The sequence below is a fragment of the Pseudomonas sp. R76 genome, from assembly GCF_009834565.1.
Lineage (GTDB): Bacteria > Pseudomonadota > Gammaproteobacteria > Pseudomonadales > Pseudomonadaceae > Aquipseudomonas.
The window spans coordinates 6,358,025-6,383,549 of sequence record NZ_CP019428.1 but is presented as its reverse complement, the minus strand read 5'-3'; the positions used below and the strand labels follow the sequence as shown (position 1 = coordinate 6,383,549).

Below are 25,525 nucleotides of genomic sequence, written 5' to 3'. Positions count from 1 at the left end.
ATTCTCGTCGCCATGAAAAAAACTCTCCCTTTAAGCCTGATCGCAGCCCTCGGTGAAAACCGTGTGATCGGCGTCGACAACAGCATGCCCTGGCATTTGCCGGGGGATTTCAAATATTTCAAAGCCACCACGCTCGGCAAGCCGATCATCATGGGGCGCAAAACCTGGGATTCCCTGGGCCGACCGTTGCCGGGGCGCTTGAACCTTGTGGTCAGCCGTCAGACCGATTTGGCGCTTGAAGGTGCGGAAGTTTTTCCGTCACTGGACGCAGCAGTCGAACGCGCAGAGGCGTGGGCGCTGGAGCAGGGCGTGGATGAGCTGATGCTGATCGGCGGTGCGCAGTTGTATGCGCAGGGGCTGGAGCAGGCGGACCGCCTGTATTTGACGCGGGTTGCGTTGAGCCCGGACGGGGATGCGTGGTTTCCCGAGTTTGATTTGAACCAGTGGACGCTGGTGTCGAATGTCGAGAATGCGGCTGAGGGTGATAAGCCCGCGTACAACTTTGAGGTTTGGGAAAAAGCCTAAAAGCATCAAGATCGTTCCCACGCTCCGCGTGGGAATGCCTCCTGTGACGCTCCGCGTCACGGCCTTCAGGAACGGACGCAGAGCGTCCTGGGCTGCATTCCCACGCGGAGCGTGGGAACGATCCAAGGCTTTAGACCTGCGCTAACTCAGCATGCTCATCGGCATCCAACAACGCCTTATCCGTCTGCCCCATGACCTGGCTGGTAATCGCGCCCGCCGTCATCGAACCGTTCACGTTCAGTGCCGTACGGCCCATGTCGATCAGCGGCTCAACGGAAATCAGCAGCGCCACCAGTGACACCGGCAAGCCCATCGCCGGCAGCACGATCAGCGCGGCAAAGGTCGCACCGCCGCCCACACCGGCCACACCGGCTGAACTCAAGGTCACAATTGCCACCAGGGTCGCGATCCACAGCGGGTCCAGCGGGTTGATGCCTACGGTCGGTGCAACCATCACCGCCAGCATGGCCGGGTAGAGACCGGCGCAACCGTTCTGGCCAATCGTCGCGCCAAACGAGGCGGCGAAACCCGCGATGGATTGCGGGATGCCCAGGCGGCGGGTCTGCGCTTCAATGCTCAACGGGATGGCCGCTGCGCTGGAGCGGCTGGTGAAGGCAAAGGTCAGCACCGGCCAGACCTTGCGGAAGAAACGCAGCGGGTTGACCCCGGCCAGCGACAGCAGCAGGCCGTGCACCACAAACATCAAACCCAGCGCCAGGTACGACACCACCACAAAACTGCCGAGCTTGATGATGTCTTGCAGGTTGGAACCGGCGACCACTTTGGTCATCAGCGCCAGCACGCCGTAGGGCGTCAGCTTCATCACCAGGCGCACCAGGCGCATCACCCAGGCTTGCAGGGTGTCGATGGCGTTGAGCACTTTCTGGCCTTTTTCCACGTCATCCTTGAGCAGCTGCAGCGCGGCAACCCCCAGGAATGCGGCGAAAATCACCACGCTGATGATCGACGTCGGCTTGGCGCGGGCCAGGTCGGCGAAGGGGTTCGCCGGCACGAACGACAGCAGCAACTGCGGGATATTCAGGTCGGCGACCTTGCCCGCGTAATCACTCTGGATCACCTGCAGGCGCGCCATTTCCTGGGTGCCGGCCACCAGGCCTTCGGCGGTGAGGCCGAACAGGTTGGTCAGGCCGATACCGATCAGCGCCGCAATGGCGGTGGTGAACAGCAGCGTGCCGATGGTCAGGAAGCTGATCTTGCCCAGGGACGAGGCGTTATGCAGGCGCGCCACGGCACTGAGGATCGAGGCGAACACCAGCGGGATCACGATCATTTGCAGCAGTTGCACATAACCGTTGCCGACCAGATCAAACCAGCTGATCGAGGCTTTGAGCACCGGGTTACCGTCGCCATAAATAGTGTGCAACGCCGCACCGAACAGCACGCCGAGCACCAGCGCGAACAGCACCTTTTTGGCGAGGCTCCAGTTTGTTCGGCGGGTTTGTGCCAGGCCCAAAAGCAGGGCAACGAACACCAGTAAGTTGAGAATCAGGGGCAGATTCATTGAAGCTCCGTTGAGAAGGCAGCCAATCGCGTGAGCCTGCGATTGCGAACCGGAAATGCTAACAGCTTGAAATATATTGATTTAATACCGATATGGAATGGTGACTGTCGTTTTTGGAATAAGCGTTTGACGCTCAGGCACATGCCTTTGGCGCAATCACGACGCAAGCGGTCGCGCTCGGGCGATAACTGTCACACAGATTTGTTAGCGTCGATGTCTTTCACTCAGGGAGAAAACGCTTATGAAGCTCGCGCCAACACTACTTGCCGCTGCCTTCTGCTTCGGCCTCGCCAGCCAGGCATTCGCCGCCACCGAGTTGAAACACTGGCCGGCGCCTGCCGCCGAGCAACTGAACAAGATGATCGCCGCGAATGCCAACAAAGGTAACTTCGCGGTGTTCGACATGGACAACACCAGCTACCGCTACGACCTCGAAGAATCGTTGCTGCCGTACCTGGAGAACAAGGGCCTGATCACCCGCGACACGATGGACCCATCCCTGAAACTGATCCCGTTCAAGGACACCGCCAACCACAAGGAAAGCCTGTTCAGCTATTACTACCGCCTCTGCGAAGTCGACGACATGGTCTGCTACCCGTGGGTCGCGCAGATTTTCTCCGGTTTCACGCTCAAGGAACTCAAGGGCTACGTCGACGAGATGATGGCGTCTGGCAAGCCGGTGCCGGTCACCTATTACGACGGTGACGTGGTGAAGAACATGGAGGTGCAGCCGCCGAAAGTCTTCACCGGCCAGGCTGAGCTGTTCAACAAGCTGATGGAGAACGGCATTGAGGTCTATGTGATGACCGCCGCGTCCGAGGAGCTGGTGCGCATGGTCGCTGCCGATCCGAAGTACGGCTACAACGTCAAACCCGAAAACGTCATCGGCGTGAGCACGCTGCTCAAGGACCGCAAGACCGGTGAGCTGACCACTGCGCGCAAACAGATCGCCGCCGGTAAATATGACGAGAAGGCCAACCTCGGCCTGGAGCTGACCCCGTACCTGTGGACCCCGGCAACCTGGATGGCCGGCAAACACGCGGCGATCCTGACCTACATCGACGAGTGGAAAAAACCGGTGATCGTTGGTGGTGATACACCGACCAGCGACGGCTACATGCTGTTCCACGATGTGGACGTGGCCAAGGGCGGCATCCACCTGTGGATCAACCGCAAGGACAAGTACATGACCCAACTCAACGGCATGATGGCCAAGCACGCTGCCGCACAAGCCAAAGAAGGGTTACCGGTGACGGCGGACAAGAACTGGGTGATCGTCAAGCCTGAGGAGATTCAGTAAGACCGAGTCGCCTGCTTCGCGAGCAAGCCCGCTCCCACATTTTGACCGCGTTCTCATGTAGGAACCCGATCAACTGTGGGAGCGGGCTTGCCCGCGAAGGCGGTGTGTCAGGCAGTACACGAGTCGGCTGGCCCACCGCTATCGCAGGCAAGCCAGCTCCCACAGTTGATCGCTGTTGTCTGGGGAGATTTCGACGGGCAAAAAAAGCCCCGCACATGGCGGGGCTTTTTTATGGGCGGGGTTTACAGGCCGTCGAGCATCGCCTTGTTACGCACCGCGCCCTTGTCGGCACTGGTGGCCAGCAACGCGTAAGCCTTCAACGCGGTGGTGACTTTGCGCGGGCGCTTCTCGACCGGCTTCCAGCCTTTCTTGTCCTGCTCGACCCGGCGCGCGGCCAGTTCTTCATCGCTGATCAACAGGTTGATCGAGCGGTTCGGAATGTCGATCAGCACTTTATCGCCATCCTGCACCAGACCAATCGCGCCACCGGCAGCAGCCTCTGGCGAAGCGTGGCCGATGGACAGGCCCGAAGTACCGCCGGAGAAACGGCCGTCGGTCAGCAAGGCGCAGGCTTTGCCCAGGCCTTTGGATTTCAGGTACGACGTCGGGTAGAGCATCTCTTGCATGCCCGGGCCGCCTTTCGGGCCTTCGTAACGGATGATGACGATGTCACCTTCTTTCACTTCGTCAGCAAGGATGCCGCGCACGGCGCTGTCCTGGCTTTCGAAGATCTTGGCGTTGCCTTCGAACACATGGATCGACTCGTCCACACCGGCGGTTTTCACCACGCAGCCATCCAGCGCGATGTTGCCGTACAGCACAGCCAGGCCGCCTTCTTGCGAGTAGGCGTGCTCGACACTGCGGATGCAGCCGTTTTCACGGTCGTCGTCCAGGGTGTCCCAACGGGTCGACTGGCTGAACGCGGTTTGCGTCGGGATGCCGGCCGGGCCGGCCTTGAAGAAGGTGTGCACGGCTTCGTCGTCAGTCTGGGTGATGTCCCACTTGGCGATGCCTTCGGCGATGGATTTGCTGTGCACGGTCGGCAGGTCGGTGTGCAGCAGGCCGCCGCGGGCCAGCGAACCGAGGATCGAGAAGATCCCGCCGGCGCGGTGCACGTCTTCCATGTGGTACTTCTGGATGTTCGGCGCGACCTTGCACAGCTGCGGCACGTGACGGGACAGGCGGTCGATGTCGCGCAGGTCGAAATCGATCTCGGCTTCCTGCGCGGCGGCCAGCAAGTGCAGGATGGTGTTGGTGGAACCGCCCATGGCGATGTCCAGGGTCATGGCGTTTTCGAACGCCTTGAAGTTGGCGATGTTGCGCGGCAACACCGACTCATCGTTCTCGGTGTAGTAACGCTTGCACAGCTCGACGATGGTGCGGCCGGCCTGCAGGAACAGCTGCTCGCGGTCGCTGTGAGTGGCCAGCGTCGAACCGTTGCCCGGCAAGGCCAGGCCCAGGGCTTCCACCAGGCAGTTCATCGAGTTGGCGGTGAACATGCCGGAGCACGAACCGCAGGTCGGGCAGGCGCTGCGCTCGTATTCCGCGACCTTCTCGTCAGAAGCGCTGGAATCGGCGGCGATCACCATGGCGTCTACCAGGTCGAGGCCGTGGGAAGCGAGCTTGGTCTTGCCGGCTTCCATCGGGCCGCCGGAGACGAAGATCACCGGGATGTTCAGGCGCAGGGCGGCCATCAGCATGCCGGGGGTGATCTTGTCGCAGTTGGAAATGCACACGATGGCGTCGGCGCAGTGGGCGTTGACCATGTATTCCACGGAGTCGGCGATGATCTCGCGGCTCGGCAGGGAATACAGCATGCCGTCATGGCCCATGGCGATGCCGTCATCCACGGCGATGGTGTTGAATTCCTTGGCGACGCCACCGGCGCGTTCGATCTCACGGGCGACCAGCTGGCCCAGGTCCTTGAGGTGGACGTGGCCGGGTACGAACTGGGTGAACGAGTTGGCAATCGCGATGATCGGCTTCTTGAAGTCGTCATCTTTCATCCCCGTGGCACGCCACAGTGCGCGCGCGCCGGCCATGTTGCGGCCGTGGGTGGATGTTTTCGAGCGGTAATCTGGCATGGAGCACTCCGGGCGGCTAATCAGGTACTTCTAATCAGGTACTAATGGGGAGTGAGCTTCTATTGACGTCTGGAACACTCAGAAAATGGCCGCGTGTCCAAAAGTTGCCACTCGCGTCGCGGGATCGCCGCTTGCTTGGGCCTCGAGCTCATAAACCCGCCGGGGGATGACTGGCGATGAATAGGGTCGATTCTACACCGCTGGCAGCGGGAGGGAACCGGGGATGTGAAGGCGTATTACCCAAGGGCACGGGCTTTGTTTAGACTTGCGGCCCTTTGCCTTCACCCCACTCCAAAGGAATTGGAATGCCTGGCCTTAATCGTTTTCTTGGGTTTTACCTGCTGATCGGCCTGCTTCAGGGCGTGGTGTTTAATTACGCCGATCGGTTCTTCAATTCGAACCAGGCGCTGTTTACCGGCGTTATGGTCGTGGCCTTGGTGGGCGGGACCACGTTGCAACTGCTGGGGGAAAAAGCCCGGCAATGGCGCGCTTTGCTGCCTACGCTGGCGTTCATGTTGCTGATGAGCGGCATGACGGCGTGGGTCTTTTACCGAGAAGAACACCTCCTGATCAGCCGACGGGAGGTGGACGCCTGGTGCCTCAGCCTGGTGCTGCTGAGCTACATCGGCGCCAGCTTTCTGTGTGCCTGGCCCGCCGCGAAGGGGCAGCGCTGGCGGTATGAGAACCTGTTTCAGCAAGCCTGGAACAGTGTGTTCATCGTGCTGTACGCGCTGGTGCTCGTCGGTCTTTTCCTGTTGTTGCTCAAGCTCTGGAGCCGGTTGTTCCTGATGCTGGGCATCGAATTCTTTGAGCTCCACTTCTGGAGCCAGACGTTCATGTGTTTCAGCGTGCCGCTGGTGTTCGCGCTGGGCATGTACATGGCGGGGCGCAGTGAGAAGGTTATCGGACAGATGCGTGGCATGCTGTTTGGCGCCTGTGGACTGTTGTTGCCGTTGATCGCCCTGATCAGTGTGCTGTTTACCCTGACGTTGCCCTTCACCGGGCTCGACCGGATTTGGGCGACGGGCTACTCCACGCCGATATTGCTGGTGTTGGCCGGCGCCCAACTGTTCTTGCTCAATGGCGTCTTTCAAGAGGGCGGGCAGCCTAGGCCATACCCCAAGTGGCTGATGCGCTTTGTTGAATTCAGCGTTGTGTGCCTGCCGATTCTCGCGGCGCTGGCGTTCTACTCCAGTTGGCTGCGCGTCGAGCAATATGCCTTGTCGCCACAACGTTTCATCGCGCTGGCGCTGGCTCTGCTGTGCAGTTTGTATGGCCTGGCGGCGGTGTGGGCGGTGGCCTTGCGTTCGCCGGCCTGGCTAAGCAACCTGCGCGTGACCAACCCGGTACTGGCGTTGCTGTTTTGCGTGTTGTTGGTGTTGGTCAATACGCCGGTACTCAACCCGATACGGCTCAGCGCCGACGATCAGGTGCGGCGTTTGCTCGATGGGCGCACTAACCCTGAAGCATTTGATGCCCATTACCTGCGCTTCGGCTTGGGGAAGGCCGGCGAGCAGGCTTATGCCCAGTTGCAGATGGACGTGGATCAGGAGCGCATTCTGAACCCGGAATCGCGCCGCGCCCTGCGCGAGAGAATGGACGACACGTCCCTGAGTTTTGACGAGCAGTTGGCCAAGGAGCGGGCTCTGGCGCCCAAGCCCGAGCTGGAATGGATCGGCCCCAAACCCAAAGGCAGCGAGCAGTTTGTGGATATGAGTGAGAGTGCAGACTCACCTTGCGAGTCGGGCTGTGTGTTGTGGGCGGTCGACCTCGACGGGGACGGCCAAAGCGAGGTGCTGGTGGTGCCCCTCACCAGTTTTCGCAACGAGTACAAGGTCCCGCGCATTTATGCCCTGGATGAAAAAGGCCAGTGGGACGATCGCGGCCCGCTGCTATGGACACAACTGCCCAGCGGTCACGTGGACACCGAGATGCTGATCCACGACATCCGCGAGGGCAACATATCGTTGGTCAAGCCGCGATACCGGCAGCTGCAGACCCGCGATATGTTGCTGACCCCCGTGATCCGGGAGCCTTAGCGGCGCCTGATCCTGCTGTTGGCGTTTTACGTCGCCCAGAAACCGACACTAGTCTGCGAAATGGGGAATTCAATCAAAACCTTTGAGGGGCGTTGCCTGGCGCGCGGCCTGCTCCTGGCACAGCACAAAAAACTGTGGGAGCTGGCTTGCCTGCGATAGCGGTGCAACAGGTTAAAAATCTGTACCTGATACACCGCTATCGCGGGCAAGCCCGCTCCCACATGTTGACCTGCGTTTACTGTTTAGCTATTCGGCAACAACCGGCACGTAATGCTCTTGATGTAGCGCGTCTCGGCAATCGCCGGGTGCACCGGGTGATCCGGGCCCTGGCCGCCGCGTTCGAGCATCTGGATATTGCGGTCCAGGTGGCGGGCGCTGGTCAGCAGGATGTTTTGCAGGTCGTCTTCCGGCAAGTGCATCGAGCACGAAGCGCTGACCAGGATGCCGTCCTTGCTGAGCAGGCGCATGGCTTGCTCGTTGAGGCGGCGGTAGGCGCCTTCGCCGTTTTTCATGTCTTTTTTGCGTTTGATGAAGGCCGGTGGGTCGGCGACGATCACGTCGAAGCGTTCTTCGCTGGCTTTCAGTTCTTTGAGGGCTTCGAACACGTCGCCTTCGATGCAGGTCATCTTCTCGGCAACGCCGTTCAGCGCCGCGTTGCGCTCTACGCCGTCGAGGGCGAAGGCGGAGGCGTCGACGCAGAACACTTCACTGGCGCCAAAGGCCGCGGCTTGCACGCCCCAGCCGCCGATGTAGCTGTACAGGTCGAGCACGCGTTTGCCTTTGGCATACGGGGCCAGGCGCGCGCGGTTCATGCGGTGGTCGTAGAACCAGCCGGTCTTCTGGCCCTGGATCACCGGGGCTTCGAACTTCACGCCGTTTTCTTCCAGCGCGACCCATTCCGGCACCAGGCCGAATACGGTTTCGACGTAGCGGTTGAGGCCTTCGGCGTCACGTGCGGCGGAGTCGTTCTTGAACAGGATGCCGCTCGGCTTGAGCACTTGAGTCAGGGCGGCGATCACGTCTTCTTTGTGCGCTTCCATGGTCGCCGACGCGATCTGCACCACCAGGATGTCGCCGAAACGGTCGACTACCAGGCCCGGCAGCAGGTCGGAATCGCCGTAGACCAGGCGGTAGAACGGCTTGTCGAACAGGCGATCACGCAGGGACAGCGCGACGTTGATGCGGTGCACCAGCAGCGACTTGTCCAACGGCAACTTGATGTCGCGCGACAGCAGGCGTGCGCAGATCAGGTTGTTCGGGCTCATGGCCACGATGCCCAGGGTCTTGCCGCCGGCCGCTTCCAGGATAGCCTGGTCGCCTGCCTGGAAGCCGTGAAGTGGGGTGGCGGCCACGTCGATTTCGTTGCTGTAGACCCACAGGTGGCCGTTGCGCAAACGACGATCGGCGTTGGCTTTGAGACGCAGGCTTGGCAGGGACATGACGTCGCTCCGGAAAAAAGAGCGGGAGTATACCTGTTGCGCACCGGTTCATGTGGGAGCTGGCTTGCCTGCGATGCAGACGGCGCGGTGTATCTGACGTACGGCGGTGGTGCAATCGCAGGCAAGCCAGCTCCCACATTTGATCGGGTTTCAATTCGGGTTTTTGAGGTGTCAGTCAGCTTTGCTTAGAGGTTAGAATCCCCGCCTAGCCCAGAGTGTGTACTTATGTCCCAAGAGCTTTCCGCCGAGCAGATCCAACAGGCCCTGCAAGGCATCAGCGTGCCGCCTCAACCGCAAATCATGGTGGATTTGCAGATGGAGCAGTACATGCCCGACCCGGACCTGGAAGTGATCGCGCGGCTGATCTCCCAGGACCCAGGCCTCTCCGGTGCCTTGCTGAAAATCGTCAACTCGCCGTATTACGGCCTGAGCAACAAGATTGCCTCGATCCAGCGCGCCGTGAACCTGCTGGGCAGCCGCTCGATCATCAACCTGATCAACGCGCAGTCGATTAAAGGCGAGATGAGCGACGACACCATCGTCACCCTCAACCGCTTCTGGGATACCGCCCAGGATGTGGCCATGACCTGCCTGACCCTGGCCAAGCGCACCGGTTCGCAAGCCGTCGACGAGGCGTATGCCTTGGGCCTGTTCCATGATTGCGGCGTGCCGTTGATGCTCAAGCGCTTCCCCAATTACATGGCGGTGCTGGAACAGGCCTACGCGAATGCCGGCCCCGACTGCCGTGTGGTCGATACCGAGAACAACGCGTTCAACACCAACCATGCCGTGGTGGGTTATTACACGGCCAAATCCTGGCGCCTTCCGGAGCATGTGACCGACGCCATCGCCAACCACCACAACGCCCTGGCGATTTTCAGTGATGAATCGGCACGCAATCCGCAGCTGAAAAACCTGCTGGCGATCCTGAAGATGGCCGAGCATATCTGCTCGTCCTATCGCGTGCTGGGCAACCAGACCGTGGACCATGAGTGGAATGCCATCGGCCATCTGGTGCTGGATTACGTGGGCCTGTCGGACTACGACTTCGAAAGCATGAAGTTGTCGATCCGCGAACTGGGCGCGCACTGACCCTTTCTTCACGAGGTACACATGCCCGAGTTACCAGAAGTCGAAACCACCCGGCGCGGGATTGCGCCGCACCTGGAAGGCCAGCGCGTCAGCCGTGTGGTCGTGCGTGAGCGGCGCCTGCGCTGGCCGATCCCGGAAGACCTCGATGTGCGCCTGTCGGGGCAGCGCATCGTGTTGGTGGAACGGCGAGCCAAGTACCTGTTGATCAATGCCGAAGTCGGCACGCTGATCAGCCACTTGGGCATGTCGGGTAATTTGCGTCTGGTGGAAGTCGGCCTGCCGGCGGCCAAGCATGAGCATGTGGACATCGAACTGGAATCCGGCATGGCCCTGCGCTACACCGACCCACGGCGCTTCGGCGCGATGCTGTGGAGTCAGGACCCGCACAATCATGAGCTGCTGATTCGCCTGGGCCCGGAGCCGTTGACCGACCTGTTTGACGGTGAGCGGCTGTTTCAACTGTCCCGTGGCAAGTCGATGGCGGTGAAGCCGTTCATCATGGACAACGCGGTGGTGGTGGGCGTGGGCAATATCTATGCGACGGAAGCGTTGTTTGCCGCCGGGATTGATCCACGTCGGGCCGCTGGCGGTATTTCACGCGGGCGTTACCTGAAGCTGGCGATTGAGATCAAGCGTGTGTTGGCGGCGGCCATCGAGCGTGGCGGCACCACCTTGCGCGATTTTATCGGCGGTGATGGGCAGCCGGGGTATTTCCAGCAGGAGCTGTTCGTCTACGGGCGGGGCGGCGAGGCGTGCAAGGTGTGCGGCAGCGAGTTGCGCAATGTGGTGTTGGGGCAGCGGGCGAGTGTGTTTTGCCCCAAGTGCCAGAGCTGAGTGGTGTGTGATGGCTGATATAGCCATCGCAGGCAAGCCAGCTCCCACACTTGACTGTATTCACACATCCAAATGTGGGAGCTGGCTTGCCTGCGATGAGGCCCTGATGGGCGCCACAAAGTCTCAGGCTTTACCGGTAATCAACCGGTACTTCTCCATCAACTGCTCTTGCGTCTCGGGGTGTGCCTCATCCAGCGGAATGCAATCCACCGGGCACACTTGCTGGCACTGAGGCTCGTCGTAGTGGCCGACGCACTGGGTGCACAGGTTGGGGTCGATCACGTAGATCTCTTCGCCCTGGGAAATCGCAGCGTTCGGGCACTCGGGTTCGCAGACGTCGCAATTGATGCAATCGTCGGTGATGATCAGGGACATGGAAACTCCTGCCAGGGCCGTCAGCCAGGGCATCTGAAAACTAATGCGCGCAATTGTGCCGCATTGGCGCCCGCAGTGCGAGCGGGCGCCGATTGAGCGGTCTTACTTCTTGAAGCGCAGCGTCAGCGCATCCGCGACAGCCGGGTGCACGAACTTGGTGATATCCCCGCCCAAAGCGGCGATTTCACGCACCAACGTCGAGGAAATGAACGAGTAACGCTCCGACGGCGTGAGGAACAGGCTTTCCACGTCCGGCGCCAGTTGGCGGTTCATGTTGGCCAGCTGGAATTCGTACTCGAAGTCCGACACTGCACGCAGGCCACGCAGGAACACATTGGCGTTCTGCTCTTTGGCAAAGTGCGCCAGCAAGGTCGAGAAACCTACCACTTCAACGTTGGGCAGGTGCTTGGTGACCTCACGCGCCAGCTCCACGCGCTGTTCCAGGGGAAATAGCGGGTTTTTCTTGGGGCTGGCAGCGACCGCGATGATCACATGGTCGAACAAGCGAGAGGCGCGTTCGACCAAATCGCCATGGCCTTTGGTAATCGGGTCGAAAGTACCTGGGTACAACACTCGGTTCATCGCGTCGTCCTGGCGGAGTCCGTTGGGGAACCGGATGGTATCGCAGCCATCCCGGTCGGCCAAGTCAACTTATGCATAAGAAAGCACTATAGACACCGCGAATAACCTGTTTTTTCACGCTGTTTTCAGACGTTCGGCCAAGGCTGTCGCCAGTTGCGCGGTTAACCCATACACCGACAATTGCGGGTTAGCCCCAATACTGGTGGGGAATAACGAGCCGTCGTGGATCGACAGATTGCGCAATTGGTGATGGCGACCCAGGCTGTCGGCCACCGCGTTTTTCGGGTCTTCGCCCATGGCACAACCGCCCATCACATGGGCGCTGCCCAGCGTGGTGCGGTGCAATTCCAGGCTCAAGCCGTCAATCAGGCTGCGCGCTTCGGCCAGGGTGTTCACGTAGCGCGCATCGTGGTGCAGCGGTTTGACCGACTTGGCGCCCGCCGCGAACTGAATCTCGGCCATGCTGTGGAAGGCGCGGCGCAGGCCATCCCACGCGTAGGGTGAAACCTGATAATCCAGCACCGGCGTGCCGTCCCCGCGCAAATCCACGGTGCCGCCGGGGCTGTCGGGGTGGAAGCCGTCGCGCAGCAGCGCAAGCATGGCGTGGGTGTGGGGCAGTTGGCTCATGTCCAGCGCGTTCCCGGTGCCGTAACCGCCGAACAAGGTGCTGGCCAATCCTGGGTGTAAGGGCGGTGCCTCTAGCTTGTAGGACATTTTGCCGGTGGTGCCGTCCTGCCACTGGAAGTGATCGGAGTAGATCGACTGCGGGGCGCCGTAGAACGGGTTGATCACCTCATCGAACTGCCCGGCGGAGAAGTTCACCAAGTGCAGGAACGTGCGCTTGCCCACGCGCGAATGCGGGTCGGGCGCGTCCGAGCGCAGCAACAGCGCCGGGCTGTTGATACCGCCGCCCGCCAGCACGTAATGCCGGGCCTTGACCGTGATCTTGCGCCCGGTGGGCGCCACGCAGCGTTCGTCCATCGCCACGCATTCCAGGCTGCTGATGGTATCGCCGCTGTATTTCAAGCGTTCGGCGCGAGCCAGGTACAGCAGCTCGCCGCCTTTTTCCAACGTGGACGGGATGGTGGTCACCAGCATCGATTGCTTGGCGTTGACCGGGCAGCCCATGCCGCAATAACCCAGGTTGAAGCAGCCGCGTACGTTGCGCGGGATAACGTGCCAGCTGTAACCGAGCTTTTCGCAGCCTTTGCGGATTACATCGTTATTGGCATTCGGTGGGATGGCCCACGGCGCGATGCCCAGGCGCTGTTCCATCTTCTCGAACCACGGCGCCATCTCGGCGCTGCTGTGGCCTTTCACCGCGTATTCACTGGCCCAGTGGGAAAGCGTGGCGTCGGGCGTGCGAAAACTCGACGTCCAGTTGATCAACGTGGTGCCGCCCACGGCTCGACCTTGCAGGATGGTGATGGCGCCGTCCTTGCTCATGCGGCCGATGCCTTCCTGGTACAGGCTGGCGTAGGCCTCGTCCTCGAGCAGCTTGAAGTCACTGCTGGTCTTGAGCGGGCCTTCTTCGATCAGCAGCACTTTGTAGCCCGCAGCGCTGAGGATTTCGGCGGTGGTGCCGCCACCGGCACCGCTGCCAATGATCGCCACGTCGGCTTCCAGGGTCAGGTCGCTGTCGAGCGCGGCGCCATTGTGGGTTTTCCAGCCGCGGGCCAGGCCGTCGCGGAACAGATCGGGTACGGGCATAGGAGTGCACTCTTATTTTTCTGTACGAAGTTGCGACCAGTGTGGGAGCTGGCTTGCCTGCCGAGCAATTCATCGCTGATACACCGCCATCGCAGGCAAGCCAGCTCCCACATTTTCCAATCGGGTTGTCAGGCCTAAATCTTCGGCGGGCCGGGGTAGCCGCAATGCGCCCAGGACTGCGGCCGGAAGTACCAGGCCATGATCACCAGCTTAAGCAGCGAGCCCTGGCCCATGCGCAGCAGGTTCAGGTAACTGTTTTCCCAGCGGTGCAGGAAATTGCGGATCTGATCGCTGCTGGCGTTTTCCCAACTGCCCCAGATGCCGGTCAACGGCCCGCGCGTAATCCCCATGCCGAGCACATCGAACAGTTGCTTGGTGAGCTTGAACATCTCCGGCGACAGGTGCTGCAGGCTGTAATCGAGCTTTTTCAGGGTGTCTTCAATGCCGGCGACCACGTCCTGGGCGCTGGCCGCGCCTTCGAGCAGCACCGGGATCACCGCGCGCAGGAACGGCAAGTCACTGCTGCGCAGCATCGCAAAGCCGCTGGCCGGGGTGCTGCTGGAGCAGCCGCTGAGGCTGGCGCCCAGCCCGGCAGTGGCCAGGAAGGCGCTGGCGCACAGGCCGATTTTGAGGACGCCGCGCCGCGACAATTCGGGTGTTTCAGTCAGGCTGGGGTTCATTGTTATTGTTATCCCGTGAGTGGCGGAATCAGCGAACAAACAACTTTTGAATCAACTTCTGGATCGATTTGCCATAGGGCGGGTAGATCAACTTCGCCGCGTTCAGGCGCTGTTTCACCAGCACGCCCTTGGCCTTGCTGAACGTGAGGAAGCCTTCGTGGCCGTGATAGTGGCCCATGCCCGAAGGGCCGATGCCGCCGAAGGGCATATCGTCCTGGGCCACGTGCAGCAGGGTGTCATTCAGGCACACGCCGCCGGAGTGGGTTTCGTGGAGTACGCGGTTTTGCTCGCTCTTGTTGTAGCCGAAGTAATACAGGGCCAGTGGGCGAGGGCGTTGGTTGATATAGGCAAAGGCCTGATCGATGCCGCGATACGGCACGATCGGCAGCACCGGGCCGAAGATTTCGTCCTGCATCACGGTCATTTCATCGCTGACATTGAGCAGCAGGCTGTGGGCCATGCGCCGTGCCTGGCCTCTGTCATACAGCGGAATCAGAGTGGCGCCTTTGTCGGTGGCGTCTTTGACGTAGGCATTCAGCCGGGCCTGTTGCCGCTCGTTGATGATGGCGGTGTAGTCCGGGTTGTCGGCCAGAGTCGGATAGAACCCGCGAACCGCCTTGCTGTAGGCCTCGACGAAGCCTTCAACGCGATCTTCGGGCACCAGCACGTAGTCCGGTGCCACGCAGGTTTGCCCGGCATTCAGGCATTTGCCGAAGGCGATGCGTTCCGCGGCGTCCTTGAGCGGTACGTCGGCGGAAACGATGGCCGGTGATTTGCCGCCCAGCTCCAGCGTTACCGGCGTGAGATGTTCGGCCGCCGCACGCATTACGTGCTTGCCGATGCTGGTGGCGCCGGTAAACAGCAAGTGATCGAAGCGCAACTTGGAAAACGCCATGCCCACTTCGGCTTCACCCAGCACCACGCACACCAGGTCTTCGGGGAAGATTTTCGCCAAGAGTGTCTTGAGCAATTCACCCGTGGCGGGCGTGGACTCGCTGAGCTTGAGCATCACCCGGTTGCCGGCCGCCAACGCACCGACCAAAGGGCCAATGGCCAAATATAACGGGTAGTTCCACGGCACGATCACCCCGACCACGCCCAGTGGTTGATAGATGACTTTGGCCGACGCCGGCTGGAAGGCAATGCCTACGGCGCGACGGGAAGGTTTCATCCAGCCTTTGAGGTGTTTGCTGGCGTAGTGAATGCCATGCAGGCTGGGCATCAGTTCGGCGAACAGGGTTTCGTCTGCGCTGCGGTGGCTGAAGTCCTGGCTGATCGCGTTGATCAGGGCCTGGCGTTCGTCGCTGAGCACATCGCGCAAGGCCTTGAGCCATTGCTGGCGCTGCGCCGCCGGTGGCATCGGGTTGGCGGCATAGGCGCGGCGTTGGGCGTCGAACAGGTCCTGGAGGTGATCCAGCGCCTGGGAATCTTGCAGGTAGGCAATGGTGGCAGACATGGCGCAGTTCCCAATTGTTATAGGTCTGCCTGGATTTTTAGAGTCATTGCTCTAAATTGTCAAATGTCATTGCAGCAACATGCGGTTTTATCCAAACAAGGATAGGCCGTAAGATGCCCCATCACGTGTATAGAAGCTGATCCCCTATGGCACCACGAGTAAAGACCAGCGAGCGCATTGTGCAAACCAGCCTGGAGCTTTTTAACCAGCAGGGCGAGCGCAGTGTCAGCACCAACCACATTGCCGCCCATATGGAAATTTCCCCGGGCAACTTGTACTACCACTTCCCCAATAAGCAGGCGATCATCGCCGTGCTGTTTCGCGAATATGAAGCCCTGGTGGACACTTTCCTGCGTCCGCCCCAAGGCCGCGCCGTCACCGTCGAAGACAAACGTTTCTACCTGCAGGCCGTACTGGCCGGCATGTGGCGCTACCGCTTCCTGCACCGCGACCTCGAACACCTGCTGGAAAGCGACCCGGAACTGGCCACCGGCTACCGGCGTTTTTCCCAGCGCTGCCTGACCCAGGGCAACGCCATTTACCAAGGGTTTGTCGACGCGGGCATCCTCACGATGGACCCGGTGCAAACCGAAGCCCTGACGCTCAATGCCTGGATCATCCTCACCTCGTGGGTGCGTTTCCTGTGCACCACCAATGAAAACTCCACCCACTTGAGTGCCGAGGCGATCAAGCGCGGGGTGTATCAGGTGCTGGTGCTGGAGGCAAGGTTTGTCACGCCGCAGGCGAAAGACGCGGTGGATGCCCTGTTCAAAGAGTTTTACGTGCCGTTGAACCAGGCACTGGAAGAAGTGAAGTAGGGCCTTTCCCGAATCTGTTTACAGGAGTCCGTCATGCCGCTTGCCCAACTGATCAGCCCCCAGCAACTCGCCGAGCGCCAGAAGGCCGGCAGGTTGGTGATCCTGGATTGCCGCTTTGCCCTCGAAGACCCGGACTACGGGCTTTGCAGCTATGCCGAAGGGCATATCGAAGGCGCGCAGTACGCTGACCTGGAACGCCACCTCAGCGGCCCGGTGACCAAAGGCGTGACTGGCCGACACCCATTGCCTGATGCGGACACGTTCATTGCGCAGCTGCGAGCCTGGGGCATCGATGCCGACACCGACATCGTGCTGTATGACGACGGCCCTGGCGCCTATGCCGCCCGCGCGTGGTGGTTGCTGGCCTGGCTGGGCAAACGTGATGGCGTGTTTATTCTGGACGGTGGCCTCAAGGCCTGGCACGCCGCCGGTTTCCCGCTGAGCCTGGACGCGCCAGTGGTTGAGCCGGGGACGTTTGCCGGTTCGCCGGACAATCACTTGGTGCTGGACGCCGAACATCTGCAAAAACGCCTGGGCGAACCGGGCATGACCTTGATCGACGCTCGCGCCCAGCCGCGTTTCCGGGGTGACGTGGAGCCCATCGACCCGATTGCCGGGCATATTCCCGGCGCGCAATGTGCGGCGTTTAACGAAAACCTCGGCAGTGATGGCCGCTTCCTGCCGGCTGAGCAGCTCAAACAGCGTTTCGCCGCGCAGCTGCAGGGCCGTTCGCCGGATGAGCTGGTGGCGTATTGCGGTTCGGGGGTGACGGCGTGCCATAACCTGTTTGCCCTGAGCCTGGCGGGTTACCCGCTGGGTAAGCTGTATGCGGGGTCGTGGAGCGAGTGGATTACCGATCCGGCGCGGCAAATCGCAACCGGCGACTAAGCCGCCAGGCCTGCAAACCCAATCAAAATGTGGGAGCTGGCTTGCCTGCGATAACGGTGGGTCAGCCAATTATCAGCTGACTGACACGCCCTCATCGCAGGCAAGCCAGCTCCCACATTTTTAACCGTGTTGTGTCAGTAGCCATTGTGGGATTCGGCGTTCGAGGTAGTAGCTCGGGCGCCTGAGAGAACCATCGACAAACCCCACATGCCCACCCTTGGCCAGCAGTTCAAACTCGGTGCAGTCCGACAGTTCGCTGGCCTCCGGCAGGCTGTGGGCGAACACAAACGGGTCATCGGCGGCGTGGATGATCAGCGTGGGTGTGCGAATGTCACCCAAGTAATACCGGCTCGACGCACGACGGTAATAGTCCTCGGCGCTGAGGAAACCGTGCAGCGGCGCCGTCACCCGCCCGTCGAAATCCCAGAACGTGCGCATCTTGTCCAGAGAACCCAGTGACTCCAGGGTTTTCAGCCCGTCCGCACGACCGTCCAGCAAAAAGCGGCTTTGCTTGACGCGGATATACGCCAGCATCTCGCGCATGAAGTGCTTTTGATAAACCCGCGAAAACCCCAGGCCGATGCGGTCGGCACATTGGTCCAGCCGGAACGGCACCGACACCGCCGCTGCGCCTTGCAGCCCGGAGGCCGCGCCGGTTTCCCCCAAGTGCTTGAGCAGCACGTTGCCACCCAGCGAATAACCCACGGCATACAACGGCGCCAACGGCCGCTTGGCACGCAGATGGGCAATCGCCGCCGCCAGGTCTTCGCTGGCGCCCGAGTGGTAACTGCGCGCCAGCAGGTTCGGTTCGCCCGAGCAGCCGCGCCAGTTCAAGGCTGCGCTGGCCCAGCCTTGAGCGGCGAGGGCTTTTTGCAGGCCGGCCACGTAGGGGGAATTCGAAGAGCCCGTCAATCCGTGCAGCACCAGCACCAGCGGCGCTTGCGCGTCATGGGGGCCGTGCCAGTCAAGGTCGAGGAAGTCACCGTCGTCCAGCCACAGGCGTTCGCGTTGGCGTTCGATATGGGTGGTTGGGCGCCACAATGGCCCCCACAGTGTTTGCAAGTGGGGGTTGCCGAGGCCGAAGGCGGGTTTGAAGAGGTCTGAGTCAGGTGTCATGGGAATCTCTGTGGCGAACGACTCTGTGTGGTGAGCGCGCTGTTGTGGCAAGCGGGCTTGCCACAGCAAGTCCTGTCACCACAACAAGCTCACTCACTACAGATCAGGCAACGCCTTCGACCAACCGATGCCACAGCGCGTAATACACCCGCCCGGACTTCTGCTCCCGGTGCAGGCGCCAGGCGCCCGGCAGGCCGAGGGTCGACGGCGCGGTCTCGCTTTCAGTGTAGATCCAGGCATCCGGTGCCAGCCATTGGCGGTCTTCCAGCAATGCACACACGGTCGGCAACAGGTTCTGGTTGAACGGCGGGTCGAGAAACACCACGTCGTATTCGGTGGCTGCCTGGGTTTCCAGATAGCGCAGCGCATCGGCAGTTTGAACCTGGCCGGTGGTGCAACGCAGTGTGCCAAGGTGTTCCTTGAGGCTGGACACCGCCACGTTGCTGGCATCCAGCGCCTGGCCCTGGGCCGCGCCACGGGACAGCGCCTCCAGGAACAGCGCGCCGCTGCCGGCGAACGGGTCCAGCACCTTGGCCCCGCCGATGTACGGCGCGAGCCAGTTGAACAGGGTTTCACGCACGCGGTCCGGCGTCGGGCGCAGGCCTACGACGTCGGGGAAGCTCAGCTTGCGGCTGCCCCATTCACCGCCAATGATGCGCAGTTGGCCCACACCGTTATGCACGTTGTGGACGGGTTTTTTCGGGCGAGATGAACTGGCCATTAATGCTCCGGAACCCCGAGCGGCTGCTCGGCAGGTTTATCAGTGGGGGGCGGTAGTGGCTTTTGCGCAATCGTCGGGCCGGCGGTCACGATGACCATCTTGTCGGCGCTCAAGTGTTTGTTCATTGCAGTCTTGACCTGCTCTACGGTCAGGGCCTGGGATTGTTTCATGAAATCTTCCAGATAGCTCAGCGGCAGGTTGTAGAAACCCATGGCGCCCAGCTGCCCGACGATATCGGCGTTACTCGCGGTGGACAGCGGGAAGCTGCCGGCCAGCTCACGCTTGGCGTCGTCCAGTTCCTTTTGCGTCGGGCCGGTCTTGAGGTAGTCGGCCAGCACATCTTCAACCAGGCGCAAGGTGCCGCCACTCATTTCGGCTCGGGTTTGCAGGTTGATCATGAACGGGCCGCGTACCTGCATCGGCGAGAAGCCGGAATACACGCCATAGGTCAGGCCGCGCTTTTCACGTACTTCGCTCATCAAACGGGTGCCGAAGCCACCGCCGCCGAGGATCTGGTTACCCAGTGACAAGGCTGCGTAGTCCGGGTCGGCACGGTCGATACCCAATTGGGCGAACAGCAAGTGCGTCTGCTTGGACGGAAACTCGATATGGCTCAGGCCGGCTTTCGGTTCGGTGGGCTGGGCGATTTTCGCCAGTGCCGGGCCTTTGGGCAGCGATGCCGACACCTTGGCGGTCATGGCCTCGGCCTCGGCGCGCGTCAGGTCGCCAACCACGGCAATCACCGCGTTGCCTGCGGCATACGCCTTGGCGTGGAACGCCTGCAATTGCGCGAGGGTAATCTTCGGTACGCTTTCAGGCGTGCCTTCGCTCGGGTGAGCGTAAGGGTGGTCGCCGTACAGGCGCTTGAACAGCTCAAGGCTGGCCAGCTTGGCCGGGTTCTGCTTCTGGTACTCGAAGCCGGCGAGGATCTGGTTCTTGATCCGCGCCAGGGAGTCGGCCGGGAAGGTCGGCTTGCCGATCACGTCGTCAAACAGTGCCAAGGCCGCGTCGCGTTTATCGCTGTCGCTCAGGCCGCGCAGTGACACCAGCGCCATGTCGCGGTAAGCGCCATTGCCGAAGTCGGCGCCCAGGCCTTCAAAGCCGCTGGCGATCTGGCTGACATCCTTGCCCGGCACGCCTTCGTTGAGCATGGCATTGGTCAGCAGTGCCGCGCCGGGCGTGTTGCCGTCCTGGCTGCTGCCGGCGGCGAACAGGATGCGCATGTCGAACATTGGCAATTCATGGGCTTCGACGAACAGCACCTTGGCGCCCTCGGCGGTGGTCCAGGTTTGCACGTCGAGCTTGCGGTTGGTCGGCGCCTTGCCGTCCAGCTCTGCCAAGGATTGCAGCTTGTTGGCCGATTCAGCTTTATCCAACGCCTGGCTGGCGACAGATTCGCTCGGGCGCAGCAAGTACACGGCACTGGCGGCGATCAGGGTAACGACGACCAGGCCAGGGAAGATCAGGCGGCTGCTTTTACGATCACTCATGAGCGGTCTCCTCAGGCAAAACATGGGCGACGCTCAAACGTTCGCGGGTGAAATAAGTACGTGCGGCCTTCTGGATATCTTCCGGGGTCACGCTTTGCAGGTCGGCCAGTTCGGTGTCCATCAGTTTCCAGGACAGCCCGACGGTTTCGAGGGAGCCGATGGCCGTGGCCTGGCTGGTGATGGAATCACGCTGGTAGACCACGCCGGCAATCACCTGGGCGCGGATGCGCTCCAGTTCTTCGGTAGTGGGCGGCTTGGCCTTCAACTCATCGAGCAGGCGCCACAGCCCGGCTTCGGCTTGGGCAATGGTCTTTTTCTTCTGCTGATTCGGTGTGGCCGTCAGGGTGAACAGGCTGTCACCACGGGTGTAGGCGTCGTAGCTGGTGGAGGCGGCGGAGACCAGCTCTTCACCGCGTTCCAATTGCTCCGAAATACGCGCGCTGTAACCGCCATCGAGCAGCGCCGAGAGCAGGCGCAAGGCCTGTACCGAGCGTTTGTCTTCGGCGGTGGCCAGGCCGGGCACGTTGAAGCCAAGGATCACGCTTGGCAGTTGGGTTTGCACGTGCATGGTCAGCAGGCGCTCGCCCGGCTCGGCGAGTTCCAGCGGGATCTTCGCTGGCGGTACGTCACGCTTGGGGATCGGGCCGAAGTAGCGCTGGGCGAGGTTTTTCACCTCGTCCGGGGTGACGTCGCCGACTACCACCAGGGTGGCGTTGTTCGGCACGTACCAGGATTGATACCAGTGGCGCAGCTCTTCGACTTTCATGCGCTCAAGGTCGGCCATCCAGCCGATGGTCGGCGTGTGGTAGCCGCTGGCCGGGTAGGCCATCGCCTTGAAACGCTCGTAGGCCTTGGACATCGGGTTGTCGTCGGTGCGCAGGCGGCGCTCTTCTTTGATCACCTCGATCTCGCGGCTGAACTCGTCGGCCGGCAGGCGCAGGCTGGCCATGCGGTCGGCTTCCAGCTCAAAGGCGACGCCCAGGCGGTCACGTGCGAGCACTTGGTAGTAGGCGGTGTAGTCATCGCTGGTGAACGCATTTTCTTCGGCGCCCAGGTCGCGCAGGATCAGCGAGGCTTCGCCGGGGCCGACCTTGGCGCTGCCCTTGAACATCATGTGTTCCAGGGCGTGGGACAAACCGGTCTGGCCCGGGGTTTCGTAGCTCGAACCCACCTTGTACCAGACCTGGGAAACCACCACCGGCGCGCGATGGTCTTCGCGCACGACCACTTTAAGGCCGTTATCCAGGGTGAATTCGTGTGTGGGTTGTGGGTCGGCAGCCAAAGCTGAAAGGGGCAGACAAACTGTGCTGAGCAGCAGGCCTGCAGCGCGGCGGGCTAGAGCATTCATTCGTTTTTAAACCTGTTGGGCTGCCCGCTTGGTCTTAGCGTCGGCGGGCGAGGAGGTGCTAGGATACTGATCCGACTTAGGGTCGGCCACTGTGGCCGCCATATCGTTCCGGATCCAGTCGTAGGAATGTTGGAATACAGGGTGTTTTTCCCCGACAATCTTCCACTTTTCGCCGATGTTATCGCTTCAGTCCTTTATTGAAACGATTTGTTGAGGCCTTTATTTACGCCTTACAAAATGTTGCGCATGAACAAGCGAGCGTTAAAGCAGTCTGTTCTGCATCGAATTTATTTACCGAGGCGCCCTGGCGCATCGCTACTTTGAGATAGCCGTCCTCCATGTTTGGTTCCAACGACGACAAGAAGAGCCCAGCTGCGGCTGGCGAGAAAAAAGGCCTGTTCGGATGGCTGCGCAAAAAGCCGCAGGAAACCGTCGTCGAACAGCCGCAGGTTCAGCCTGAACCTATCCCTGAGCCAATTGTAGAAGCCGAGCCGGTTGCTGAAACCCCGGCGCCGGTGATTTTGCCGATGGCTGAACCGGTGTTGCAGCCGGTGGCTGAGGTCGAGCCGGAACCTGAGCCCGAGCTAACGCCATGGCTCGAGCTGCCGGTGGCAGAGGAACCCGTGGCACTGGTTGAAGATGTGCAGGCCGAGCACGTGGTGCCGCCGATTCCGGTCGTGGTTGAGCCCGTGGCCGTTGTGGTTGAAGCCCCGCCCGTCATCGAAACGCCTGCTCCGGTGGTTGTCGAGCCAACGCCTGCGCCAGTCGTGGTTGCCGCTCCTGCCGTGATCGAGCCGCCTGTCGTGCAAGAGCCTGTTGCTGCGCCGGCTGAAACCAGCAAAACCGGCTTCTTCGCCCGCCTCAAGCAAGGCCTGAGCAAAACCAGCGCCAGCATCGGCGAAGGCATGGCCAGCCTGTTCCTGGGCAAGAAAGTCATCGATGACGAATTGCTGGAAGACATCGAAACCCGCCTGCTGACCGCTGATGTGGGCGTTGAAGCCACCGCCGTCATCATTCAGAGCCTGACCCAAAAGGTCGCGCGCAAGCAGCTGACCGATGCGGACGCTCTCTACAAGTCCCTGCAGGCCGAGCTGGCTGCCATGCTCAAGCCCGTCGAGGCGCCGCTGGTAATCACGCCGAAAAAACCGTTTGTGATCCTGGTCGTTGGCGTCAACGGTGCCGGTAAAACCACCACCATCGGCAAGCTGGCGAAAAAGCTGCAGTCGGAAGGCAAGAAAGTCATGCTCGCCGCTGGCGACACCTTCCGCGCGGCTGCCGTGGAGCAGTTGCAGGTCTGGGGTGAGCGTAACAAGATCCCGGTCATCGCCCAGCACACCGGTGCCGACTCCGCCTCGGTGATCTTCGATGCCGTGCAAGCCGCCAAGGCACGTAACATCGACGTATTGATCGCTGATACCGCCGGTCGCCTGCACACCAAAGACAATTTGATGGAAGAGCTGAAGAAAGTCCGCCGCGTGATCGGCAAGCTCGACGCAGACGCGCCGCACGAAGTCTTGCTGGTGCTCGACGCCGGCACCGGCCAGAACGCCATCAGCCAGGCCAAACAATTCAACCAGACGGTGCAACTCACCGGCCTGGCATTGACTAAGCTCGACGGCACGGCCAAGGGCGGCGTGATCTTCGCCCTGGCCAAACAGTTCGGGTTGCCGATTCGCTACATCGGCGTCGGTGAAGGCATCGACGACCTGCGCACCTTTGAAGCCGAACCCTTTGTACAGGCACTCTTTGCCGAGCGGGAGCGTTCATGATTCGATTCGAACAGGTCGGTAAACGCTACGCCAACGGGCATGTGGGCTTGCATGAGCTGAGCTTTCGAGTGCGTCGCGGCGAATTCTTGTTCGTGACCGGTCACTCGGGCGCGGGCAAAAGTACGTTGTTGCGGCTGCTGCTGGCCATGGAGCGCCCGACCACCGGCAAGTTGCTGTTGGCGGGCCAGGATTTGGCCACTATCAGCAATGCACAGATTCCGTTCCTGCGCCGCCAGATCGGCGTGGTGTTCCAGAACCACCAGTTGCTGTTCGATCGCACGGTGTTCAACAACATTGCCTTGCCGTTGCAGATCCTTGGGCTGTCCAAGGCTGAGATCGTCAAGCGTGTGGATTCGGCCCTGGAGCGTGTGGCGCTGTCGGATAAAACCGATCTGTACCCCGGCGACCTGTCCACCGGCCAGCAACAGCGCGTCGGTATCGCCCGCGCCATCGTCCACCGCCCGGCCTTGCTGCTGGCGGACGAACCTACCGGTAACCTCGACCCGCGTTTGGCGGCCGAGATCATGGGCGTGTTCGAAGACATCAACCGCCTGGGCACCAGCGTGCTGATCGCCAGTCACGACCTGGCGCTGATCGCACGCATGCGCCATCGCATGCTGACGCTGCAACGCGGCCGCCTGATCGGTGACGGGGAGGCTGGCGTATGAGTGCAACACGCAGCCCTAAAGTCTCCGAGCGTGTGGCGCCGAAAGCCGCCGACCCGCAACCGCAGAAGAAAAAACGCGACGAAGACGACGGCCCGGACTTCGGCACGCTGCTGCGCGCCTGGATCGAAAGCCATCGCGCCAGCCTGCTCGACAGCCTGCGCCGCCTGGGCAAGCAGCCGGTCGGCAGCTTTTTCACCTGCCTGGTGATGGCTGTAGCGCTGAGCCTGCCGATGGGTTTGTCGCTGCTGCTTAATAATGTCGAACGCCTGGGCGGTTCCTGGCAGCGCGCGGCACAGATTTCCCTGTACCTGAACCTCGACGCCAGCGCCAAAGACGGCGAAAACTTGCGCGATGACATCAAGAACCTGCCAGGCGTGGCGGATGCCGAGTACATCAGCCGCGACCAGGCGCTTGAGGAGTTCCAGCAGCAATCCGGCCTGGGTGAGGCGCTCAAGGAGCTGCCGCAGAACCCGCTGCCGGGCGTGGTGCTGGTGACGCCGAACGAAGTCGACAAGGCCGCCCTTGAGGCCCTGCGACAAAAACTCGCAGAGATGCCCAAGGTACAACAGGCGCAGCTTGATCTAGTCTGGGTAGAGCGCCTGGCAGCGATTCTGAAGCTGGGCGACCGCTTTGTGTTCGGTCTGACGGTGTTGTTGGTGTCTGCATTACTTTTGGTGATAGGTAATACCATTCGTCTTCATATTGAAAACCGTCGCACCGAGATAGAAGTGATTAAACTGGTCGGCGGCACAGACAGCTATGTGCGTCGTCCCTTTCTGTACATGGGCGCGCTTTATGGCTTCGGTGCCGGGATTTTGTCCTGGGGCGTGCTGGCGTTTGGCCTGGACTGGCTGAACGACGCGGTGGTTGGGCTTGCCGGCTTGTACGGCAGTGATTTCGCCTTGGCTGGCGTGCCGGTTGCCGATGGTCTGTCACTCTTGCTTGGCGCGGTCTTGTTGGGGTATATCGGTGCTTGGATTGCGGTCGCACGGCATTTACGTGAGCTGGCGCCCAAGTAGTTAATGTCAGGGTAATGTGGTTTCGTTTGTATTGACCGTATCAGTGGTTT

At 61.2% G+C, this 25,525-nt stretch carries 22 protein-coding genes; 10 read left to right on the top strand and 12 right to left on the bottom strand.

Going from position 1 to position 25,525, the window contains the following annotated elements; all coding sequences use genetic code 11:
* The first annotated feature begins 12 nt into the window (after positions 1–12).
* Positions 13–525, top strand: coding sequence for a dihydrofolate reductase (locus PspR76_RS28990; RefSeq protein WP_159960703.1), 513 nt, complete (start codon positions 13–15; stop codon positions 523–525).
* Between the two features lie 130 nt (positions 526–655).
* Here the strand turns inward: PspR76_RS28990 and PspR76_RS28985 are convergent, their stop codons facing one another.
* Positions 656–2,047: an L-cystine transporter gene (locus PspR76_RS28985; protein WP_159960702.1), complete on the bottom strand. Its 1,392-nt coding sequence runs from the start codon at positions 2,045–2,047 to the stop codon at positions 656–658.
* Between the two features lie 241 nt (positions 2,048–2,288).
* On the opposite strand from PspR76_RS28985, the gene PspR76_RS28980 reads away from it, so the two are divergent.
* Entirely contained in the window at positions 2,289–3,347 is a 1,059-nt protein-coding gene (locus tag PspR76_RS28980) for a haloacid dehalogenase-like hydrolase (RefSeq protein ID WP_159960701.1), read from the top strand.
* Positions 3,348–3,589: 242 nt separating this feature from the next.
* Here PspR76_RS28980 and ilvD read toward each other — a convergent pair whose 3' ends face one another.
* On the bottom strand, positions 3,590–5,431 hold the full coding sequence (gene ilvD, locus PspR76_RS28975; RefSeq protein ID WP_159960700.1) for a dihydroxy-acid dehydratase: 1,842 nt from the start codon (positions 5,429–5,431) through the stop codon (positions 3,590–3,592).
* 305 nt (positions 5,432–5,736) lie between these two features.
* Here ilvD and PspR76_RS28970 point away from each other — a divergent pair, with 305 nt between their 5' ends.
* The gene (locus tag PspR76_RS28970) at positions 5,737–7,470 is read left to right on the top strand and encodes a DUF4153 domain-containing protein (RefSeq protein ID WP_159960699.1); all 1,734 of its coding nucleotides are present in this window, start codon (positions 5,737–5,739) and stop codon (positions 7,468–7,470) included.
* A 242-nt stretch (positions 7,471–7,712) separates the two neighbouring features.
* On the opposite strand, the gene PspR76_RS28965 is transcribed toward PspR76_RS28970, so the two are convergent.
* Positions 7,713–8,909 carry a class I SAM-dependent rRNA methyltransferase gene (locus PspR76_RS28965; RefSeq protein WP_003213799.1) on the bottom strand — a complete coding sequence of 399 codons (1,197 nt, stop codon included), beginning with the start codon at positions 8,907–8,909 and terminating at the stop codon, positions 7,713–7,715.
* A 279-nt stretch (positions 8,910–9,188) separates the two neighbouring features.
* Between PspR76_RS28965 and PspR76_RS28960 the strand changes: the two genes are divergently transcribed.
* Complete coding sequence (locus PspR76_RS28960) at positions 9,189–10,001, top strand: HDOD domain-containing protein (protein WP_174245689.1); 813 nt, start codon at positions 9,189–9,191, stop codon at positions 9,999–10,001.
* 21 nt (positions 10,002–10,022) lie between these two features.
* Positions 10,023–10,835: a bifunctional DNA-formamidopyrimidine glycosylase/DNA-(apurinic or apyrimidinic site) lyase gene (mutM, locus tag PspR76_RS28955; protein ID WP_159960696.1), complete on the top strand. Its 813-nt coding sequence runs from the start codon at positions 10,023–10,025 to the stop codon at positions 10,833–10,835.
* A 123-nt stretch (positions 10,836–10,958) separates the two neighbouring features.
* On the opposite strand, the gene PspR76_RS28950 is transcribed toward mutM, so the two are convergent.
* The 5 genes from PspR76_RS28950 to PspR76_RS28930 form a co-directional block, all read right to left on the bottom strand.
* The gene (locus PspR76_RS28950; RefSeq protein WP_038444187.1) at positions 10,959–11,210 is read right to left on the bottom strand and encodes a YfhL family 4Fe-4S dicluster ferredoxin; all 252 of its coding nucleotides are present in this window, start codon (positions 11,208–11,210) and stop codon (positions 10,959–10,961) included.
* Between the two features lie 102 nt (positions 11,211–11,312).
* The gene (gene coaD / locus PspR76_RS28945) at positions 11,313–11,792 is read right to left on the bottom strand and encodes a pantetheine-phosphate adenylyltransferase (RefSeq protein ID WP_003176711.1); all 480 of its coding nucleotides are present in this window, start codon (positions 11,790–11,792) and stop codon (positions 11,313–11,315) included.
* Positions 11,793–11,906: 114 nt separating this feature from the next.
* Positions 11,907–13,502 carry a GMC family oxidoreductase gene (locus tag PspR76_RS28940; protein ID WP_159960694.1) on the bottom strand — a complete coding sequence of 532 codons (1,596 nt, stop codon included), beginning with the start codon at positions 13,500–13,502 and terminating at the stop codon, positions 11,907–11,909.
* Between the two features lie 134 nt (positions 13,503–13,636).
* The gene (locus PspR76_RS28935; RefSeq protein WP_159960692.1) at positions 13,637–14,182 is read right to left on the bottom strand and encodes a twin-arginine translocation pathway signal protein; all 546 of its coding nucleotides are present in this window, start codon (positions 14,180–14,182) and stop codon (positions 13,637–13,639) included.
* A gap of 28 nt (positions 14,183–14,210) precedes the next feature.
* Complete coding sequence (locus tag PspR76_RS28930; RefSeq protein WP_159960690.1) at positions 14,211–15,638, bottom strand: coniferyl aldehyde dehydrogenase; 1,428 nt, start codon at positions 15,636–15,638, stop codon at positions 14,211–14,213.
* Between the two features lie 146 nt (positions 15,639–15,784).
* Between PspR76_RS28930 and PspR76_RS28925 the strand changes: the two genes are divergently transcribed.
* Both PspR76_RS28925 and PspR76_RS28920 read left to right on the top strand, forming a co-directional pair.
* Positions 15,785–16,456, top strand: a complete 672-nt coding sequence (locus PspR76_RS28925) for a TetR/AcrR family transcriptional regulator (protein WP_159960688.1) — start codon at positions 15,785–15,787, stop codon at positions 16,454–16,456.
* 33 nt (positions 16,457–16,489) lie between these two features.
* Positions 16,490–17,344, top strand: coding sequence for a sulfurtransferase (locus tag PspR76_RS28920; RefSeq protein WP_159960686.1), 855 nt, complete (start codon positions 16,490–16,492; stop codon positions 17,342–17,344).
* A gap of 120 nt (positions 17,345–17,464) precedes the next feature.
* On the opposite strand, the gene PspR76_RS28915 is transcribed toward PspR76_RS28920, so the two are convergent.
* The 4 genes from PspR76_RS28915 to PspR76_RS28900 all read right to left on the bottom strand — a co-directional run bounded on the left by PspR76_RS28915 (position 17,465) and on the right by PspR76_RS28900 (position 22,019).
* A complete protein-coding gene (locus tag PspR76_RS28915; protein ID WP_159960684.1) occupies positions 17,465–18,460 on the bottom strand; it encodes a hydrolase in 996 nt (331 codons plus the stop codon).
* Between the two features lie 103 nt (positions 18,461–18,563).
* Positions 18,564–19,181: a 16S rRNA (guanine(966)-N(2))-methyltransferase RsmD gene (gene rsmD, locus PspR76_RS28910; RefSeq protein ID WP_159960682.1), complete on the bottom strand. Its 618-nt coding sequence runs from the start codon at positions 19,179–19,181 to the stop codon at positions 18,564–18,566.
* Entirely contained in the window at positions 19,181–20,671 is a 1,491-nt protein-coding gene (locus PspR76_RS28905) for a M16 family metallopeptidase (protein WP_159960680.1), read from the bottom strand. Before PspR76_RS28905 ends, rsmD begins: the two co-directional genes overlap by 1 nt.
* Positions 20,664–22,019 carry a M16 family metallopeptidase gene (locus tag PspR76_RS28900; RefSeq protein ID WP_119737435.1) on the bottom strand — a complete coding sequence of 452 codons (1,356 nt, stop codon included), beginning with the start codon at positions 22,017–22,019 and terminating at the stop codon, positions 20,664–20,666. The genes PspR76_RS28905 and PspR76_RS28900 overlap by 8 nt, the downstream gene beginning before the upstream one ends.
* A gap of 338 nt (positions 22,020–22,357) precedes the next feature.
* Between PspR76_RS28900 and ftsY the strand changes: the two genes are divergently transcribed.
* The 3 genes from ftsY to ftsX are packed head-to-tail and all read left to right on the top strand — an operon-like array spanning position 22,358 to position 25,475.
* Positions 22,358–23,788: a signal recognition particle-docking protein FtsY gene (gene ftsY, locus PspR76_RS28895; RefSeq protein WP_159960678.1), complete on the top strand. Its 1,431-nt coding sequence runs from the start codon at positions 22,358–22,360 to the stop codon at positions 23,786–23,788.
* Entirely contained in the window at positions 23,785–24,456 is a 672-nt protein-coding gene (ftsE, locus tag PspR76_RS28890) for a cell division ATP-binding protein FtsE (RefSeq protein ID WP_003213784.1), read from the top strand. Before ftsY ends, ftsE begins: the two co-directional genes overlap by 4 nt.
* The gene (ftsX, locus tag PspR76_RS28885; RefSeq protein WP_159960676.1) at positions 24,453–25,475 is read left to right on the top strand and encodes a permease-like cell division protein FtsX; all 1,023 of its coding nucleotides are present in this window, start codon (positions 24,453–24,455) and stop codon (positions 25,473–25,475) included. Before ftsE ends, ftsX begins: the two co-directional genes overlap by 4 nt.
* The last annotated feature ends 50 nt before the right edge of the window (positions 25,476–25,525 follow it).